This is a genomic window from Candidatus Desulfofervidus auxilii, from assembly GCA_030262725.1.
Classification (GTDB): Bacteria; Desulfobacterota; Desulfofervidia; order Desulfofervidales; family Desulfofervidaceae; genus JAJSZS01.
Genome location: JAJSZS010000008.1, coordinates 1 through 17,474, shown reverse-complemented (window position 1 = coordinate 17,474; position 17,474 = coordinate 1). Strand labels below are relative to the sequence as shown.

Annotated in this window: 17 protein-coding genes; 16 read left to right on the top strand and 1 reads right to left on the bottom strand. The window is 28.9% G+C overall.

The genetic code is table 11. The features are described from left to right. Positions 1-8: 8 nt before the first annotated feature. The 3 genes from LWW95_05820 to LWW95_05810 are packed head-to-tail and all read left to right on the top strand — an operon-like array spanning position 9 to position 4,176. Positions 9-788 (top strand): polysaccharide biosynthesis tyrosine autokinase, encoded by a 780-nt coding sequence (locus tag LWW95_05820; GenBank protein ID MDL1956551.1) that lies wholly within the window; start codon positions 9-11, stop codon positions 786-788. Continuing rightward, positions 788-1,780 (top strand): AAA family ATPase, encoded by a 993-nt coding sequence (locus LWW95_05815; GenBank protein MDL1956550.1) that lies wholly within the window; start codon positions 788-790, stop codon positions 1,778-1,780. The genes LWW95_05820 and LWW95_05815 overlap by 1 nt, the downstream gene beginning before the upstream one ends. Continuing rightward, positions 1,777-4,176, top strand: coding sequence for a tetratricopeptide repeat protein (locus LWW95_05810; GenBank protein MDL1956549.1), 2,400 nt, complete (start codon positions 1,777-1,779; stop codon positions 4,174-4,176). The genes LWW95_05815 and LWW95_05810 overlap by 4 nt, the downstream gene beginning before the upstream one ends. Here LWW95_05810 and LWW95_05805 read toward each other — a convergent pair. Continuing rightward, the gene (locus LWW95_05805; GenBank protein ID MDL1956548.1) at positions 4,147-5,772 is read right to left on the bottom strand and encodes an undecaprenyl/decaprenyl-phosphate alpha-N-acetylglucosaminyl 1-phosphate transferase; all 1,626 of its coding nucleotides are present in this window, start codon (positions 5,770-5,772) and stop codon (positions 4,147-4,149) included. The genes LWW95_05810 and LWW95_05805 overlap by 30 nt on opposite strands. A gap of 274 nt (positions 5,773-6,046) precedes the next feature. Here LWW95_05805 and LWW95_05800 point away from each other — a divergent pair, with 274 nt between their 5' ends. From LWW95_05800 to LWW95_05740, 13 genes are all read left to right on the top strand, one after another. Beyond that, entirely contained in the window at positions 6,047-6,274 is a 228-nt protein-coding gene (locus LWW95_05800; protein ID MDL1956547.1) for a hypothetical protein, read from the top strand. A gap of 120 nt (positions 6,275-6,394) precedes the next feature. Further along, positions 6,395-6,631, top strand: a complete 237-nt coding sequence (locus LWW95_05795; protein MDL1956546.1) for a hypothetical protein — start codon at positions 6,395-6,397, stop codon at positions 6,629-6,631. A gap of 81 nt (positions 6,632-6,712) precedes the next feature. After that, positions 6,713-7,435, top strand: coding sequence for a hypothetical protein (locus tag LWW95_05790; protein MDL1956545.1), 723 nt, complete (start codon positions 6,713-6,715; stop codon positions 7,433-7,435). Positions 7,436-7,588: 153 nt separating this feature from the next. Further along, complete coding sequence (gene cysC / locus LWW95_05785) at positions 7,589-8,257, top strand: adenylyl-sulfate kinase (protein ID MDL1956544.1); 669 nt, start codon at positions 7,589-7,591, stop codon at positions 8,255-8,257. A 10-nt stretch (positions 8,258-8,267) separates the two neighbouring features. After that, positions 8,268-9,590 (top strand): flippase, encoded by a 1,323-nt coding sequence (locus LWW95_05780; protein ID MDL1956543.1) that lies wholly within the window; start codon positions 8,268-8,270, stop codon positions 9,588-9,590. A gap of 27 nt (positions 9,591-9,617) precedes the next feature. Continuing rightward, positions 9,618-10,556, top strand: coding sequence for a sulfotransferase (locus LWW95_05775; protein MDL1956542.1), 939 nt, complete (start codon positions 9,618-9,620; stop codon positions 10,554-10,556). Positions 10,557-10,566: 10 nt separating this feature from the next. Beyond that, the gene (locus LWW95_05770) at positions 10,567-11,139 is read left to right on the top strand and encodes a hypothetical protein (GenBank protein ID MDL1956541.1); all 573 of its coding nucleotides are present in this window, start codon (positions 10,567-10,569) and stop codon (positions 11,137-11,139) included. Between the two features lie 105 nt (positions 11,140-11,244). Continuing rightward, on the top strand, positions 11,245-11,472 hold the full coding sequence (locus LWW95_05765; GenBank protein ID MDL1956540.1) for a hypothetical protein: 228 nt from the start codon (positions 11,245-11,247) through the stop codon (positions 11,470-11,472). A 16-nt stretch (positions 11,473-11,488) separates the two neighbouring features. Next, a complete protein-coding gene (locus tag LWW95_05760; GenBank protein ID MDL1956539.1) occupies positions 11,489-12,685 on the top strand; it encodes a glycosyltransferase in 1,197 nt (398 codons plus the stop codon). A gap of 2 nt (positions 12,686-12,687) precedes the next feature. After that, the gene (locus LWW95_05755) at positions 12,688-14,004 is read left to right on the top strand and encodes an O-antigen ligase family protein (protein ID MDL1956538.1); all 1,317 of its coding nucleotides are present in this window, start codon (positions 12,688-12,690) and stop codon (positions 14,002-14,004) included. Positions 14,005-14,059: 55 nt separating this feature from the next. Then, a complete protein-coding gene (locus LWW95_05750) occupies positions 14,060-15,403 on the top strand; it encodes a beta-N-acetylhexosaminidase (protein MDL1956537.1) in 1,344 nt (447 codons plus the stop codon). Between the two features lie 27 nt (positions 15,404-15,430). Beyond that, positions 15,431-16,423 carry a sulfotransferase gene (locus LWW95_05745; GenBank protein ID MDL1956536.1) on the top strand — a complete coding sequence of 331 codons (993 nt, stop codon included), beginning with the start codon at positions 15,431-15,433 and terminating at the stop codon, positions 16,421-16,423. 278 nt (positions 16,424-16,701) lie between these two features. Next, positions 16,702-17,474, top strand: a 773-nt coding sequence (locus tag LWW95_05740) for a polysaccharide deacetylase family protein (GenBank protein ID MDL1956535.1), incomplete at its 3' end; no start/stop codon positions are given.

Here is a 17,474-nt window from a genome sequence, read left to right as displayed (position 1 = left end):
GGGAAAAAATGAATAAAATTGAAAAGGCTTTGGAAAAAGCAAAACAGTTTAAAAAGGTTGAAAAAGAATTTAACACACCTCAATATGTTCAAACTAAAATAATTAAAGCAGATTTAGAAAATCTTAAGAAAAATAAGATAATTGCTGCTTTTAAAAATAATAAAGTTTATGAATATTATCGTTTCTTAAGAACACAAATATTACAGCGCACTCAGGAAAGGGGATGGAATAGTTTACTTATTACAAGTGTGATGCCAGGAGAAGGTAAAACAGTAACTGCCATCAATTTAGCCATAACTTTTGCAAAGGAATTTACAAAAACAGTGCTTTTGGTTGATGCAGATTTAAGAAATCCATCTATTGCTAATTTTTTTGGTTTAAACTTAGAAAAAGGACTTTCAGACTATTTAATTAATGGAGAAATTCCATTATCAACCTTATTAGTTAATCCAGGTATCGAAAAATTAGTTATATTGCCAGGTGGAAAAGCTGTCTCTAATGCAACTGAAATATTAGATACACCCAGAATGGAAGCATTAGTTAAAGAGGTAAAAAATCGCTATCCAGACCGTTATATATTTTTTGATTCTCCACCTGTTTTAACATATGCTGATGCTTTAGTATTGTCCTCTTATATAGATGCTGTATTGCTTATAGTAGAAGTATATAAAACTACAATAGAACAAGTTAAAAAAGCTTTAGAACTTTTGGAAAATAAGCCTCTTTTAGGAATAATTTTAAATAAAATGCCCTTAACAGAAAAAACTGAGCTTTATTATTTAGAATAATGTATTTAGAATTCTATGGTCTTAAAGAAAAACCCTTTGAATCTGCTCCTGATCCAAAATATTTTTTTACTAGCTCTAAACATAAAGCTGCCTTAAGTTACCTTGAATATGGTTTTTTAAACAATTTAAGCTTTATTATGATTACAGGAGAGCCTGGAACAGGAAAGACTATTTTAATCAAAAAATTTTTAAATCAAATTCAAGGAGATATTATAGGAGTAATTACAAATACGAATTTAAATACCTTAGAATTTATTCAAGCAGTTCTTCAAGAATATAACATTAATTATGATAAAGATGAAACAAAGGCACAGTTATTGGATAAATTACACAACTTCTTAATGGAAAAATGCAAAAATAATCAACCTGCTGTTCTTGTAGTAGATGAAGCACAAAATTTATCTGTTGAAGTACTTGAGGAACTTAGAATGTTATCCAATTTTCAAACTAACAATAAACATTTATTACAAATTATTCTTACTGGACAGCCTAATTTAAGAAGTAAACTTCTTCATCCTTCTTTAAAACAATTACTTCAACGCATTACTTTAAATTATCATTTGTTTCCCTTAGACAGAAAAGAGACCTTTGCCTATATTAAACATCGGCTTCAAGTAGCAGGTGCTATAAATACAGATATTTTTTCTGAAGAGGCTATTCAGCTTATATTTGAACATAGCGGTGGTGTACCACGTTTAATCAATGCAATTTGTGATGCTGCATTAGTTTATGGATTTGTTGATGAATTAAAAACAATTACAAAAGATGTGGTTAGTGATGTAATAGGAGAATTATTTTCGCATAAGATGCCTGAAATAGAAGAAACAATAAAGACACAGGAAAAAGAAAGCAGTTTAACAGATAATTCTTTAAAACAAATAGATTTACGATTAAAAAATCTTGAAAAAAATGTTTATGAATTGCTTCAAAAAACTATAACTTTATTAGATAGATTGGTTTTAATGTTAGACAGAATAAATAGGGAAAGATGATGAAAATATTTTTAAAAAGCTGGATTTTCTTATTAATCTTATTAATTATTTTTTCTTGTGGAGGGAAAGAGGAAAGAAAGCAATCATTTTTTAATAAAGGAATGGAGCTTTTTGAAAAAGGGGATTATAAAAAGGCTCAATTAGAGTTTAAAAATGCCATAAAAATTGACCCAAAATTTGCTAAAGGCTATTACATGGTTGGTCTATGCTCTTATAGATTGAGAAATCTAACTCAAGCTTTTAAATATTTTAATACAGCCACAACATTAGATCCAAACCTTTTTGATGCACATATAAAAATGGGATTTATCTATGTCATAGCAAGAAAACCAGAAAAAGCATTGGAAAAAGCAGAATTAGTTCTTAAAAAAGAAGCTAAAAATACAGAAGCACTTTTATTAAAAGCAACTGCTTTAAAATTTCAAGACAAAAAAGAAGAAGCAATTAAAATATTAAAGGAGATTATTTCACTTGATCCTAAAAAAGCACAAGCATATATCTCTTTAGCCCAATTATATGAAGTAAAAAATGATCTTGCCTTAGCAGAAGAAACCTTAAAAACAGGTTTAAAAAATAATCCAAAAAATTTAAGTCTCAATTTAGCTTTAGCTAGCTTTTATGAATCTCAAAAAAGATTCAAGGAAGCAGAAGCATTTTATAAAAAAGCTATTGGGTTTTCTAAAGAAGAAAAGGCAAAATTAATTTTAGTTAGATTTTATACTAGAATTTCAGAATTTGATAAAGCAAAGGAAATTACCAACTATTTAATTAAGGCTCATCCAGAAGATTACAAATATCACCTTACTTTAGCTGCTATTCTTTTAAAAGAAAAGAAAATAACTGAAGCAGAAAAAACCTTAAAAAAAGCTATAGAAACATTTAATGAGCCAGAAATTTATTTATTTCTTGCTGACTTATACAAACAGCAAGGAAAAGAAAAGCTATATTTAGATATACTTAAACAATGTGTTAAATCTGCAAAAGAAAGCCCATTATTATTTAAGGCACGTAATCTTTTGGCCACTTATTACCTTGAAAAGGGAGAAAACAAATTAGCATTTGATGAAATAAATGCTGTATTGGAAAAAAACCCTAAAAATTTGGAAGCTCATTTTTTAAAAGCAAAATATCATCTTAATATGAAACAAGCAAATGAAGCTATTACTGAATTGAGGTTTGTCTTAAAAGAAAGACCAAAATTTCTAGATGCCTATCGCCTCTTGGCAAGGGCATATTTTATGAATGGACAAATAGAGCTGGCAGAAGATACTTTAAAAGAAGCATTAAAGATTAAAGAAGATGACTTAGAATCAAAATTTCTCTTAGCTCAAGTTTACTTTAAAAAACATGATTTAAAGGAAGCAGAAAGGGAATTTGAAGAAATCTTAAAAATAGCACCAAATCATATCCCTACATTGATTTTTTTGGGAGACACCTATCTTATACAGGGTAAAATAGAAAAGTCTAAAAAAGCATATAATAAAGCATTAAATCTGAGCCCTAAAAATCCTTTTATCTATCACAAGCTTGGCATAATAGAAAAAGGTCAAAAAAATTTTGACAAAGCAATAAATCATTTTAAAGAAGCATTAAAAATAAAAAAAGATTTTCTTGAAGCTTTAATAGAATTAACACGCTGTTATGTGGCTAAAAAGGAATATCAAAAAGCCATAGCAAAATGCAAAGAATATTTAAATTTAGTACCAAAACATGAATTTTATATTCAGAATTTACTTGGTGAAGTATATTTAATAGCCAAAAAACCAAAAAAAGCTGAAGAGGCATTTTTGAAAGCCATTTCTATAAAACCTGAAGCTTCTAACACTTATTACAATTTAGCAAGAGTTTACAAACATCTTTTCCCAAAAGAAACAGCTAAAAATTATGAGAAAATAATCAAAACTGAATTAAAAGACTCTCCTCATGCTTGGTTTATTTTGGCTTTATTATATGAGCAAGAGGGAAAATATAAAAAAGTTGAATCTTGTTATCAGTATATACTGAATAAATATCCAGAGCATGCAGCTGCTGCAAACAACTTAGCCTTTCTCTATGTTGAAAAAATGAAAACTGATGAAAATTTAAAAAAAGCAAGAAATTTAATAGATAAAGTAATTAAAAAATTTCCTAATCACCCAGACTTCTTAGACACATCTGGTTGGATCCATTATCATTTAAAAAATTATGAAAAGGCACTTTCTGATTTAAGAGAGGCTATTAGAATCAATCCTAACAAACCTATTTATCACTATCATCTTGGCATGACATATAAAGCAATGGGACAATTAACATTGGCAAAGGCAGAGTTAATAAAGGCGACAAAGGAAGACATAAATTTTCCTGGTAAGGCTTTAGCATTAAAAACTTTACAAGAAATAACCCAAAAAATTAAATGACCTAATCAAAAGCAATAAAAGTGACAAAATAACAAAAATATAAAAATATCTAAAATATCTTTTTTCAAGAAATGTGGTTAAGAAAAAATAAATTGCAATCAATTTGGCAAAAAACTTACCTAAATGAAATTGCCATACAGGTGTGCCTGGAATATTTGGAATAATAATAGCAAGTGCCAAAACTAAATAATCAAATGTAGTGATAGGGATTATCTCATTTGTACCTATAAGGAAAATTATGAATAAGATAGAAAGAAAAAAGAAAAATATATCGCATAAATGGGCTAGATTATTTTGAAATAGTGTTATACCTTTGAAGTCTAAAATATAAAAATAATATATACAAATAAAAAAGCTAGCTACAATAAAAATAAACTTGGAAAATAACTCTTTTCTTTTTGAAAAAGAAAAAAATAAGATTAAAAATAAGCCACATATAATTCCTATGTCTTTTTTAACATCTTTTAGAAAAAAAGGCATGGCTATGTAAAATAAAGCTAAAAAAACAAATAAAGCATAAGCACAGTAATTGGCAATTTGTGTTCTTATAAATCTTTGATGAATTAAAAAACCTTTCTTAGGATATGGAAAAACAATCTCTTTTCGCTGAATAGTAAAAATAAACCATATAAAACTTATGAGGAAAAGTAAATAACCCCAAAATAATATTTTATCACGCTCAAAACGGCACAGGAAAGCTATACAGACAAAGATTGTTTGAAGTATATAAATTGTTAATACAGACTCTTGATGACTCATCCCTATATTGAGTAAGCGATAATGCAAATGGCTGCGATCAGCTTTAAATGGGGATTTTCCCTGCTTGATTCGATTGATAATAACATATGCTGTATCAATTAAAGGAAATCCTAATAATAAAATTGGTAAGACAGGGCTATAAATAGAGTTTTGGCAAAGCATAATTGTAACTAAAGAAGCTGAAAAACCAAGGAATTGGCTTCCTGTATCACCCAAAAAAACAACAGCTGGAAACGTATTATACCTTAAAAATCCAATAAGACCTCCACATACTGCAAAACCAAAAATGCTAACTAAGTAGCTACCCATTTCTATAGCTAGAAAACAAATAAAACAAAAAATAAGCAAACATATACCTGCTGCTAATCCATCAAGTCCATCTGCTAAATTTATAGCATTTGTGCCTAAAACTAACCAAAATACAGTTAAAGGAATTGACAAATAACCTAATATTAATTCTTTTTCTCCAATAATATATCCAAGTGAATTTATCTTTATTCCTCCTAAGTATATAACAATCAATGCAGCCAAAATTTGACCAAGGAATTTATAACTAGGGGACATACAATAAGCATCATCTAATAGTCCAAAAATAAATATAACAAAAATAGAGATAAAAATTGCCCAAAAATGGGGCACATTTCTTGCCCAAAATAATAAAGGTAATAGGACTCCTATAGCTAATGACAATCCTCCTACTTTTGGAATAGGCTTAGTATGTTTTTTCCTCTCATCAGGCACATCAATCAATTTTAACTTTGGTGCAACCCTTATAAATAATGGTATGGAAATAGTTGTTATCAGAAACGCTATAATAAAAGAATAAAGAAAAACCATATAAAACCCATCTATTTTTGCAAGAAAAATAGCATGCTTTAGAACAATTGTCAAAATTTTACCAAAGAGAAAAATTTTTCCTATGCTTAAAAATCATTTATTTAAGCACAATAAACAATAGAAAATATTTTCCCTTAATAAGAAATTATTTTCTCTTTATTTTTTAAAAAATACACGTATAATAAGATTTTTGTTTGGCATATTTTTTGCTTTTAAATTAAGAAACCAACCTCAATGGCGGAGCTATATTTAATCAGAAGGAGGTTTCAAAATTATGTCTGCTACTGATCAGAAATTGTTTGAGCAGCAAGTTCAACATGGAATCAGGCTGGGACTTTTGACAGCAATAAAACTAGGTCTTGAATCAAAGTTTGGAACAGAAGGATTAAAAATTTATCCTGAAATAAAGAAAATAGAAGATATAAATTTACTGGAAACAATCAATGAAGCAATTAAATCCATTGAAACTGTTGAAGAGATTAAAAAATTCATAAACAAATAGCACCAAATCCTTCAAATCTGATAAGTCACAGGCAATTTGACTTTTAAATTCTCGCCCAGTTTTCTAAAGTCCCTTTACTGAAGAAAATATTTAGCTTATAAAATATTATTGGAGGCTAAGATGCAAGAACAAAATCAAAAATATCTTGATCTTTCCATCCCTTTTTTCAGAGACAAAGAAAAAAAGAACCTTTTCCTAACAGTAGTTGGTGCTTTATCTTTAAGACTTATAAGTTTAAGAAAAGCTGCAGAACTTCTAAATCTTGAAGAGAAAACTTTATTAGAAATGCTAGATAGTGTTGGTTATTCTTTTTCTTTTCTTGAAAAAGAAGATATAGAAATAGAAAAGGAGTGGTAATTGACAGCGGTTTTTAATACCTCTCCCCTAATTTTTCTTGCAAAACTTGGATATTTAGAAAAAGCTTTGTCCTTATTCCAAATGGTTGCCATTCCAAAAAAAGTAATAGAAGAAATTTCTGTCAAAGACGATGAAGCTAACGAAAAAATCTTAAAAATTAAAAACCATAGCAATGTTAACTTTGGTTTAGCCACCAAATTAGTAAAACTTTATAAAGCGTTAAATGAAAGACTTGGTCAAGGTGAATCTGAAGCAATAGCTTTGGCAGTAGAATTAAATGCCGACGTGGTTATTTTAGATGATTTTGCAGCAAGAAAAGCAGCAATGGAATTGGGTTTAAAAGTCAAAGGAACGCTAGGAATAACAAAGAAGCTTTTAGAAGAAAACAAAATTGAAATAGAAGACATAAACAAGCTTTATGAAACACTTAAAAAAATTGGCTTTAGAGTTAGAAGAGAAATCTTTAAGAATATCTTTTACCCTGTAGCCCGTAAAAGGTTGGAATTTTCTGTTCAACGAATAGGGGCAAACCCCTCTGGATTAGCTATAGTTTCCTGTAAGAAAACAGTTAGACAATTTTTTCCTCCACCTGGTGAATCCTTTATTTTAAATATTGACGATAAAACTTACACAACATCTTTACGAAATTTAAGTAGTGGTTGCACTAGCTTTGCCAAAACATTTGAAGGGAGTGAAAAAATAACACGTTATGAATTGTGCAAAAGACATAACTTAAAGGAAGGAGATAAAGTTTATATTGAAGTTGAGATACCTTTCAGAAAATATAGGTTATTAAAAACATAGTTTTCTGTCAACAAATTCAGGCAATTTGACTTTTAATTCAATGAGCTTATAATAGACAAGTATGCTATATTTCTTAAAATATTTAAACACTAGGTATGGAGTAGAGGTTGCTACTACGTAAAGGTAATAAAAAAATCTTGAAGAGGCATAGCAATGAATGAGAAAACTTATAATTCTAATTCATCATCTTATTCTCCCACAACTGGTACTTCTAAAAATGATTCTACTCAAAACAAAAATATTTATTGGCAGAAATCAAGGGTTTCTAAAGAGCAAAGAACAAAAAATAAAGGACATCGTCCTGCGGTAATCTGGTTTACAGGAATTCCTGGCTCTGGCAAAACAACAATTTCACGAGAGCTTGAAGAAAAATTGTGTAACATGGGAGTGCATACTTACCTTCTTGATGGAGATAATATAAGGCATGGTTTATGTAAAGACTTGGGATTTTCAAAAAAGGACAGGGATGAGAATATTCGCCGTGTAGGTGAAGTGGCTAAACTCTTTGTAGATGCGGGTATTATAGTTATTTGTGCCTTTGCTTCACCTTATAAAGAGCAAAGAAAGATGGTTAGAAACTTTCTTTCAGATGGAGAATTTATAGAGGTTTTTGTAAAATGTCCTCTTGAAATATGTATTCAGAGAGATCCAAAAGGACTTTATAAAAAAGCTTTTGCAGGAGAAATAAAAGGACTTACAGGGCTGGATGACCCTTATGAGGAGCCTGAATCTCCAGAAATAACTCTTGAAACAGACCAATTAAGTATAGACGAATGTGTAAATAAAATTCTTGATTTTCTTAAAACAAAAAAAATTATTTAATCTTAAAATAATGGATTTTAAATATCTATTAAATTCGCAGCTAGCAAAAGAAACAAGTTGGAGTTTTTTGTTAAAAATATCTCATGCTGGTTTTTCTTTTTTGGTTACTGTGCTTCTTGCAAGAATATTAGGAGCAGAAGGCTATGGAATATATGCTTATGCTTATGCTTTTATAGCTCTTCTCTCCATGCCAGCTCAAGCAGGGCTTCCACAACTTATAGTCCGGGAAACAGCTAAAGGTATGGCTAAAAACAAACCAGAAATTGTGCAGGGTATTTGGCGTTGGGCAGGAAAAGTAATAATGGTTATTTCTATAAGTCTTATTATTGTTATAGGTTCAATTTTTCTTATCTTTAAAAAAGGTAAACTTGGTCTTAAAGAATGGACCTTTTTATGGGCTCTTTTTCTTGTTCCTCTTGTTTCTCTTGGAAATTTGAGAGGAGCTGCTTTAAGAGGTTTACATAAAGTTGTCATAGGGCAGCTTCCTGAATTTTTTATTCGCCCTGCTTTATTTTTTGCTTTTTTATGTATTGTATTTTTTCTTTTTCACCAAAAACTTACCCCTCCACAAGCAATGGCTCTTAATGTAACAGCAGCAGGAATTGCTTTTATAATAGGGGCGTGGTTGCTTTATCGGAATACTCCCTTAAATGTATATAAAGTTAAACCAATCTATGAAGGAAAGAGGTGGTTTAGTAGTTTAATTCCCCTTGCCTTTATTGCTAGTATGTGGGTAATAAATAATCAAACGGATATAGTAATGCTTGGGATTTTTAAACCCCCTGCTCAAGTAGGAATCTACAGGGTAGCGGTGCAAATGGCCTTAGTGACTGCTTTTGGTCTTCAAGCAGTAAATATGGTTGTAGCTCCACGTTTCGCAACTCTTTACGCAAAAAAGGAAATGGACAGACTTCAACGCTTAGTAACGCGTAGTGCTCAAGCTATATTTGGTTTTAATTTACTTATTACATGCCTTTTTGTATTTTTTGGGAAATCCCTTCTTAGCTTAATATTTGGAAAAGATTTTATTCTTGCCTATATTCCTCTTTTAATCCTTCTTTTAGGACAAGTGGTAAATTCAGCAGTGGGTTCTGTTGGCGTTCTCTTAAACATGACTGGTCATGAAAAGGACACTGCGCGAGGTTTAGCTCTAGCTGCAGGGGTTAATATTTTGCTAAATTTTATTTTAATTCCTCCCTATGGCATCAAAGGAGCAGCAATAGCTACGGCAATTTCAATGGTAACATGGAATATAGCATTGTGGTGGCTTGTGCGAAAACGATTAGGTGTTAATAGTCTAGCTTTTAATTTTGGATTTGGGAAGGCTTTATGAGAATAAAATCTGTCTGAGGAATACAGTGTGGAAAAGATCAAAATTATTTATATCGCAGGATATGGAAGAAGCGGAAGCACTCTTTTAGAAAGAATTTTAGGAGAATTTGAAGGATTCTTCTCTGCAGGAGAACTTTGGCTTATTTGGGAAAGGAGTTTTTTAGAAAACCAATTATGTGGATGTGGTAAACCTTTTAATTCTTGCGATTTTTGGAGAGAAGTTGTTGAAAAAGCCTTTGGAAAAATTAGCTCTTCAGATGTAATAAATATTCTTAAGCTAAGAAATTCTGTGCAAAGAATGAGGTATATACCTTTTCTGTTATTCCCTAAAATTAGATTTAGGGATTTTGATTTTAGACTAAAAAATTACATCCAAATACTTTCTAAACTTTATACAAGTATAGCAAAGGTAGCTTCATGTAATATTATCATAGATTCATCTAAGGTTCCACTTCATGCATTTGTCCTTTTGAATTTAAAAAATATTGAACTTAACGTTATTCATTTAGTTAGACATAGTTGTGCTGTCGCTTATTCATGGCAAAGGAAAAAAATACGACCTGAAATAACAAATAAAATCGTTTATATGCCACGTTATTCTTCATTTAAAAGTGCTTTTGAATGGAATAAAATTAATTTGTTATTTCTAGTTACAAAAAAAATGTTTAATAATTATATATTTGTTAAATATGAAGATTTAGTTAGCAGTCCGGATAAGATTATAGGAATTATATTGAAAAAATTCGGTATAAAAAGAGATGTTTCAAATATTCTTCAAAAGAACATTTTAACCTTAACCGAAAATCATACAGTGTCTGGAAATCCAATGCGGTTTAAAAAGGGAAAAATTGAAATAAAATACGATAAAGAATGGCATCAAAAGATGTCTTTTAGTCAACGTTTAATAGTAAGTACATTTACTTTGCCTTTATTGCTAAAGTTTAATTATAATTTAGTTAAACAGTGAAAAGTTAAAGATGCAGGAGAGGATAAAAGTAATTTATATTGGCCCTACAGGACGTAGTGGTACTACATTATTGGATTTACTTCTAAATAATCATAAAGAAATTCAAAGTTTAGGAGAATTGATGTTTCTTGATAAATGGTTATCACAAGATCTTTTGTGCTCTTGTGGAAAGAAAATAAGTTCTTGTAGTTTTTGGAATAAAATCTTTGAAAATTTACCAGAAAAGACAAATTTTAGATTAGATTATAATGATCCACCAAACAAAATTTCTAAAATTTTAAATAATCTTACCTTAATAGATATTATTCCTCCAAATAAAATAAAAAAAATTCAAAATAATTATTATAGATTGCTTAAAACAGTAAAAGATCTTACTAAATGTAAATTTATTGTTGATTCTTCAAAATTATTTTCTAGATTAAAAATTTATATAAAAAGTGATCTATTTGAGATATATTTCATTCATTTAGTAAGAGATGGTATGGCTGTTACTCATTCTTGTTCGATTCCAAGAATTAAACCAAGTTATGGTAAAAATGTATTCACTCCACGAGTGAATCCTTTAAGAACTGCTTTTAGATGAACAATATGTAATATTGCTGCTGAAAACATTGGTAAAAGTAACATCACAAATCTTCATTATTTTAGAGTATTGTATGAGGAGTTATCAAGTGATACTGAAAATATAATGAAGAGAATATATAAATGGCTTGGCTTAGACCCATCAGGAACTGTTTTGAGTTATCCTATTACAGAAAATATTCATAATATTGCAGGCAGTCGATGGCGATTTAAAAAAAATGTTAAAATTGAATTCAATAAGGACTATCGAAAAAACATTAGATTAGTTAATAAAATTTCTTTTTTACTAATTGGTGGTTTTCTGAATTTTAGATACGGGTATCCATTATTATAATACTTTTAGGTAAGCAATGAAAATTTTGTATGTTATTAGAGAAAACTATCCAACATTTAGAGTAGATATTAAGACACTTTTTGGAAAGTATTTACCACGATATGGTATTTATACATCACTTATATCGCGCTACATAAAAAATACTTTTGAAGACTGGCCTGCTGGTAGTTTGTATCTATATAAAACTTCAAAATTACATAGACCTTTTGAGGTGTTTAAGGAAACACTTTTAATAATAAAAAAATTGAAATTTTATGATGCCTTACAAGTTAGGGATAAATCCTTAGTTGCTTTAATAGGATTGGTAATATCTAGATTATATAAAAAGCCATTTTTCTTTTGGATATCTTGGCCATTTCCAGAAGGAGATTTAGTAAGATCGAAAAGTGAAAATTTAGGTTTATTTAAAAAATTATTTTTAAAATTAAGAGGAATTTTCACTAAATTTATCCAATATAAATTAGTGTTTTCTAAAGCGGATCATATTTTTGTGCAAAGTAATACTATGAAAGAGTGGTTGGCTAAAAAGGGAATACCTCACTCCAAAATGACTCCTATCCCTATGGGTGTAGATACTAGCGAAGTTAGGCCAATTTTATCCTTAAACAAGTATTCTTTAAGAAGAGATTTAAATCTTCCTGAAAATGCTTTTATAATGGTATACTTAGGAGTAATAAGTAAGATTAGAAAAACAGATTTATTATTAAAAATAACTAAAAAGTTAATCGAAAAAAAATTTGACGTTTATCTATTGTTGATTGGAGGGCCTCCAGTTGGTCAAAATCTATATTGGTTTGATCAACAGATAAATAAACTAGGAATTAAAGAACGTGTTACTATTACTGGATGGTTACCCCAAAAGGAAGCTTGGAAATATACTTTTGCAGGGGATTTGGGTCTTTCCTTAACTCCACCAAACGAAATAATATTTATTACTTCATCTCCTACAAAAGTAATGGAATATGCTGCTTTAGGTATTCCATGTGTGGTATCTGAAATTCCTGATCAAAAAGAACTTGTAAAAAAATTACAATGTGGGATATGTGTACCTTATAATGAGACCTATATAGTAGAAAAAATTTCTTTTTTGATTAGAAATAGAGAGCTATTAAATGTTTTTTCTAAAAATGGGAGAAATAATGTTACAAGGTATAGAGATTATTCTATAATTGCAGAACAATTAGCTGAGAAATATTTTTTTCTTTATGAATAGTTATGTTTAAGATTAATGAATTTTTAGCAAAAATTAGTACATCATTTATTTTTTATTTTTTTATTATTTTTGCCATTTTTTGCTTTCTTAAAATAGAATATATTTTCCCTATGCTTTTTGTAATTCATATGGTAAGTGGAACTGCTCAAAAGGTTTTTGCTATTATGTTTCCTTATATTAGTCTTACAGGTGTTATTAATTTGTTTTGTATTTTTTTATTTTTATTTCATCTTTTAAATATTTTGGAAAATAAAGATTATTTAAATCACAGTTTATTAAAATATTTTGTTGTATACCTATGTTTTTTGTTCTTCACTCTGGTTTATCATTGGAATTTCTTGTCCTTTTTTAGATTAGGTAGTAAAGTTTTATCTTTTTTAGCAATTTATTATTTCTGTCAAATAAGTATATTAAAGTTTAAAGACTTTGATAAAATTTTTTGTTACTTTCTAGCCGTTTTGTTTCTTTTGTTTTCTTTTCTAGGATTGTGTCTTGCTTTTATAAGTAATTTTAGTTATGATACATCAAGAAGTATTAAATTTCATTTTTTATTTTTTGAATTTCCTCATAGTTTTTCTATATTTGTAAGTGTGCTTGTCCCTATCTTTTATTATTATATAGTCACTAAAAAAATTTCGAAATATTATTATGTAGTAGTATTTTTTACGCTTCCTGTTGCTGTATATTTTGGAGGCGCTAAAATTGGCGTTATAGTGTATATGTTAAGTCTATTAGTAACACTTTTTTACACTTATAGAAATAAACCAATAAAATATTATTCTGTAGTTATAGGAGTTATGTTTTGCGCGTTGATATTTTTTGTCCATACTTCAATGTATCAACAATTAAGAGAGATTTTTTCTATTCCTTTAAAAACTTATATAGAAAATACTAGTTCATATAGCATTAATTCTTTTCACACCAGAGTCAAAGTTTGGGTATGGATGTATCAAACCCTAGTTAAACATGATGCTCTGTTGTTTGGTATGGGTTATAGTGCGTGGAGAATAGTTTACTGGCCAAGAACTAATTTTGCTTCGGCTCAAAGTGATTATTTTACAACTTTATTTGATGTTGGAGTGATTGGATTAATTGGTTTTTTATGTTTTCGTTTGCTCATTGTTTATAGATTGTTGCAAGTTTCTAAATATAATGTTCGTGCTATTTATTTAGCAATTGGATTAGTTTGTGCTTATTTTATAGGTGGATTAACCGAAAGTGTCGAAGGTTATCCTTCTACTTCTTGGTTATTACCAGTTTTTTTGGCTATGGGTGAGGCATGGAGTAAAAATAAAGAGTCAGTTTTGAACAATGATTAAAAATTTCTTTTTTAATGTTCTTATTATTCTTTTAACCTTTCTTTTTTATAGATCTTTGTTTGCGTTTATTCCACCTGTTAAAAAATTTTATTGGCTTGACAACAGCGAATTTAGATTCGATTCACAAACACTGATTTTTCTTGATAGCAATGACTATGAATTTGAACTAAATCTTTTTTGGAAAAATATAAAAGAGATTATTGGAAAGTCTTTTAAAATTTGCGGTCAGTATCGATATAAAATTTTAAATAAAGACCATTTATCTTATAGACCTTCTATATATTTTTTAAAAGCTACAAACCCTTTGGCAAAAAAACTTCTTGATGCTTGGGAAATCAAAATAAAAAATGATGAAGGATATGCTATAATAATTACAAAGGATTTTTTCCTTGTTTCTTTTAATAGTAAAAAAGGATTATTTTATGCAATTCAAACAATAAAACAAATAATTTTAATGAGTCATATTCGAATAGTGCGTGGCAAGAAATATTTGTCAATTCCAACACTCGTAATATCTGATTATCCTATTTTTCCGTTCCGTGCTGTTCATATGACAGTCTTCGATACTTTCAATATTAAAAGATTAAAAGAAGTTATAAAGATCGCTTCAGAATTGAAATTTAATGTTTTGATCTTACATATAGATAATAATTTAAAATATAGTAGTCATCCTGAAATTTCGAGTCCCAATGCTTTGTCTAAAAATCAACTTAGGGACATTATTAACTTTGCAAAAAAAAGATATTTTATCGTAATTCCTGAATTAAATCTTTTGTGTAAACAAGAAAGATTATTGGCTCCTGCATATCCGCGATTAATTCAGCACAAGCTTTTACAAAAATCTAAAAGATTTTTGTGTTACGATCCCAAAAAGAAAGAAGTTTATAAAATAGTTTTTGATCTAATTGAAGAGTTGTTAAATTTATTTCATCCTGAGTACTTTCATATAGGACACGATGAATGTTTTGGTATGCACAAATATAATCCGCCTATAAGTTATAGGCTTTTTGCAAAAGATATTAACATTATAACCGATTTTCTTTTTAAGAAAGGAGTAAGAACTATTATATGGAGTGATATGCTTAAAAAAGAAAAAAATGGTGGATATAAACAAATGTATAAAGCAATAGATTTTATTAATAAAAACGTTATTATTGCTGATTGGATTTACTTTCCACAAAAAACATATTCTTCTATTATTTATTTTAGAAAAAAAGGCTTTGAAGTCATTGGCGCTACTTTTAAAGATGAAAGAGCTATTGCAACTTTTTCATCATTTATGAAAAAACTTGTTCCAAAACCTCTTGGTATGATTGCTACTACTTGGTATTATTTTCCATGGGGAAAACAAGAAATGCTAATAGAGCTTCTTGAAACTTCTAGTATAAATTTTTGGTAATAATTAAATTTTCAAAGGAACTAACTAATGAATAGTAAAAAACCACCAATATTTATTTTGGGTACTCAAAGGTCTGGTACAACTCTGTTACGTCTTATTCTAAACAGCCATTCAAAAATTGCTATACCTGAAGAGGCTGAATTTTTAAGACCACTTTTAAAATATAAGTATTTTAAAAAACCTTTTTATGGTGAGTCCTTAAAAAGAATTTATAACTACTTAAGAAATAGTCCTCATTTCCATTTATGGAACTATGATTATTCAGACTTTTTAGAAAATTTAAAACAACAAAAAGAAATAACTTTGAAAGAACTTATTGAAAGCCTTTATTTAAGTTATGCTAAACACGAAGGGAAAATTATTTGGGGAGATAAAACACCTTCATTGTTTAGAAAAATAAAATTGCTATATCAGTTATTTCCAGAAGCAAAATTTATTCATATTGTAAGAGATGGTAGAGATGTCTTTGATAGTTGGCGTAAAATGGATCCAACGAAAAATAATGTTGCTGTTGTTGCTTTAGAGTGGCAATATAAAAATTATAAGATAGAGAAATTTCTTAAATATGTGCCAAATTCTAATAAGATGAGAATTCGTTATGAAGATCTTCTTATGGAACCTCAAGAAGTATTAAAAAAAATATGCTTTTTCTTGAATATTAATTACGAAAGTGAAATACTCAATTTTTATAAGAAGAGTAAATATTATATAGGTTCACATCATTCTGAACTGATTTTTAAACCTATTTCGCCTCAAAATATATATAAATGGAAAAAAACACTAAATAGTTATGAAATAAAAGCATTTACTTTTTTAGCTAAACGATATCTTAAGATATACAATTATGAAATAGAATGTTCAAAAATGTGTATTAAAGAAATTTGTTTTCTATTTAGAGATCTTTTTATTGGAATACCTTTAAGAATGCTACAGGTAGTTAGGGCAAACTTATTATTTAACAGTGCTTTAAAGGGCAAAAAAGTAAAATTTAAAGTGGGAAGTAAGCCGGCAAGTAAATAGTGAATTTAGATTAAAATGGAAATGAAAATTATCGTCCATTTATTTCCACTTCGGGAAGAAAAAGTCAAAAAGATTAGCTCTTGCAATATAACATTTTTAAGTTGCCAATTGTATTTTATTTCTACAACTTTATGTTTAAACTAATTAAAGCAAAAATCACCTCGTTATTTCCACTTCGTAAGCAAAAAACATTTTGTTACTTGACTTTTTGAAAAATATATTATAGTCAAATCGTTAAAATATGGAGAAATAAAATGTTAAGAAAATTTATTTTCTTGATGCTTATAATCTTTGTATTATCTCCTTATGCGAATAGTGCAATGCTCACTTTCTCCTTTGATGATGGTCATAAAAGCGTGTACGAATCTGCTTTTCCTATTTTGAGTCAGTATGGATTTGTGGGAACTGCTAATGTTATTTCGAATCGTATTGGAAGTTGGTCGAAAATGAATGTTAATCAGCTTCTTGAAATGCAAAGCGCAGGTTGGGAAATATGTTCACATAGTAAAAGTCACCCTCATTTTAATAAAATTCCCCAAAGCTATCAGGATGAGGTGATATTTAATGAATGGCAGAAAGTTTCTGGTATGAACTATACTTATCAATCATTAACTAATTATCAATATGATGAATTGCCTTTTGTTGTAGAAAACGGAATTCCGTTAAAGAAAAAATGGTCTATTAGTGGAGTGGAAAACACCCCAGGTTCATTTTATTTCGATGATGAGACAAAAACTCTTTATATTCATACATTTAATAGTGATGATCCTTCAAATTATGAAATAAGGTCTGATTCTGTTGAAAGAGAACTTGAAATGTCAAAAGAAGAATTGATAGCTTTAGGATTTGATGTAAATAATTTCATAGTGCCTTATAGTCAATGGAATGAAGAAAGAGCATTGTTAGCAATGCAATATTATAATTCAGTTGGTGCTGGCTATCATAATGGTTATTTGAATGATATTCCTTTTGGTGATGATTATCGTTATTGGCTAGCTAGAAGGGCAGTTACATTAGATACCACTGTGGATGAAGTTATACAGTGGATATT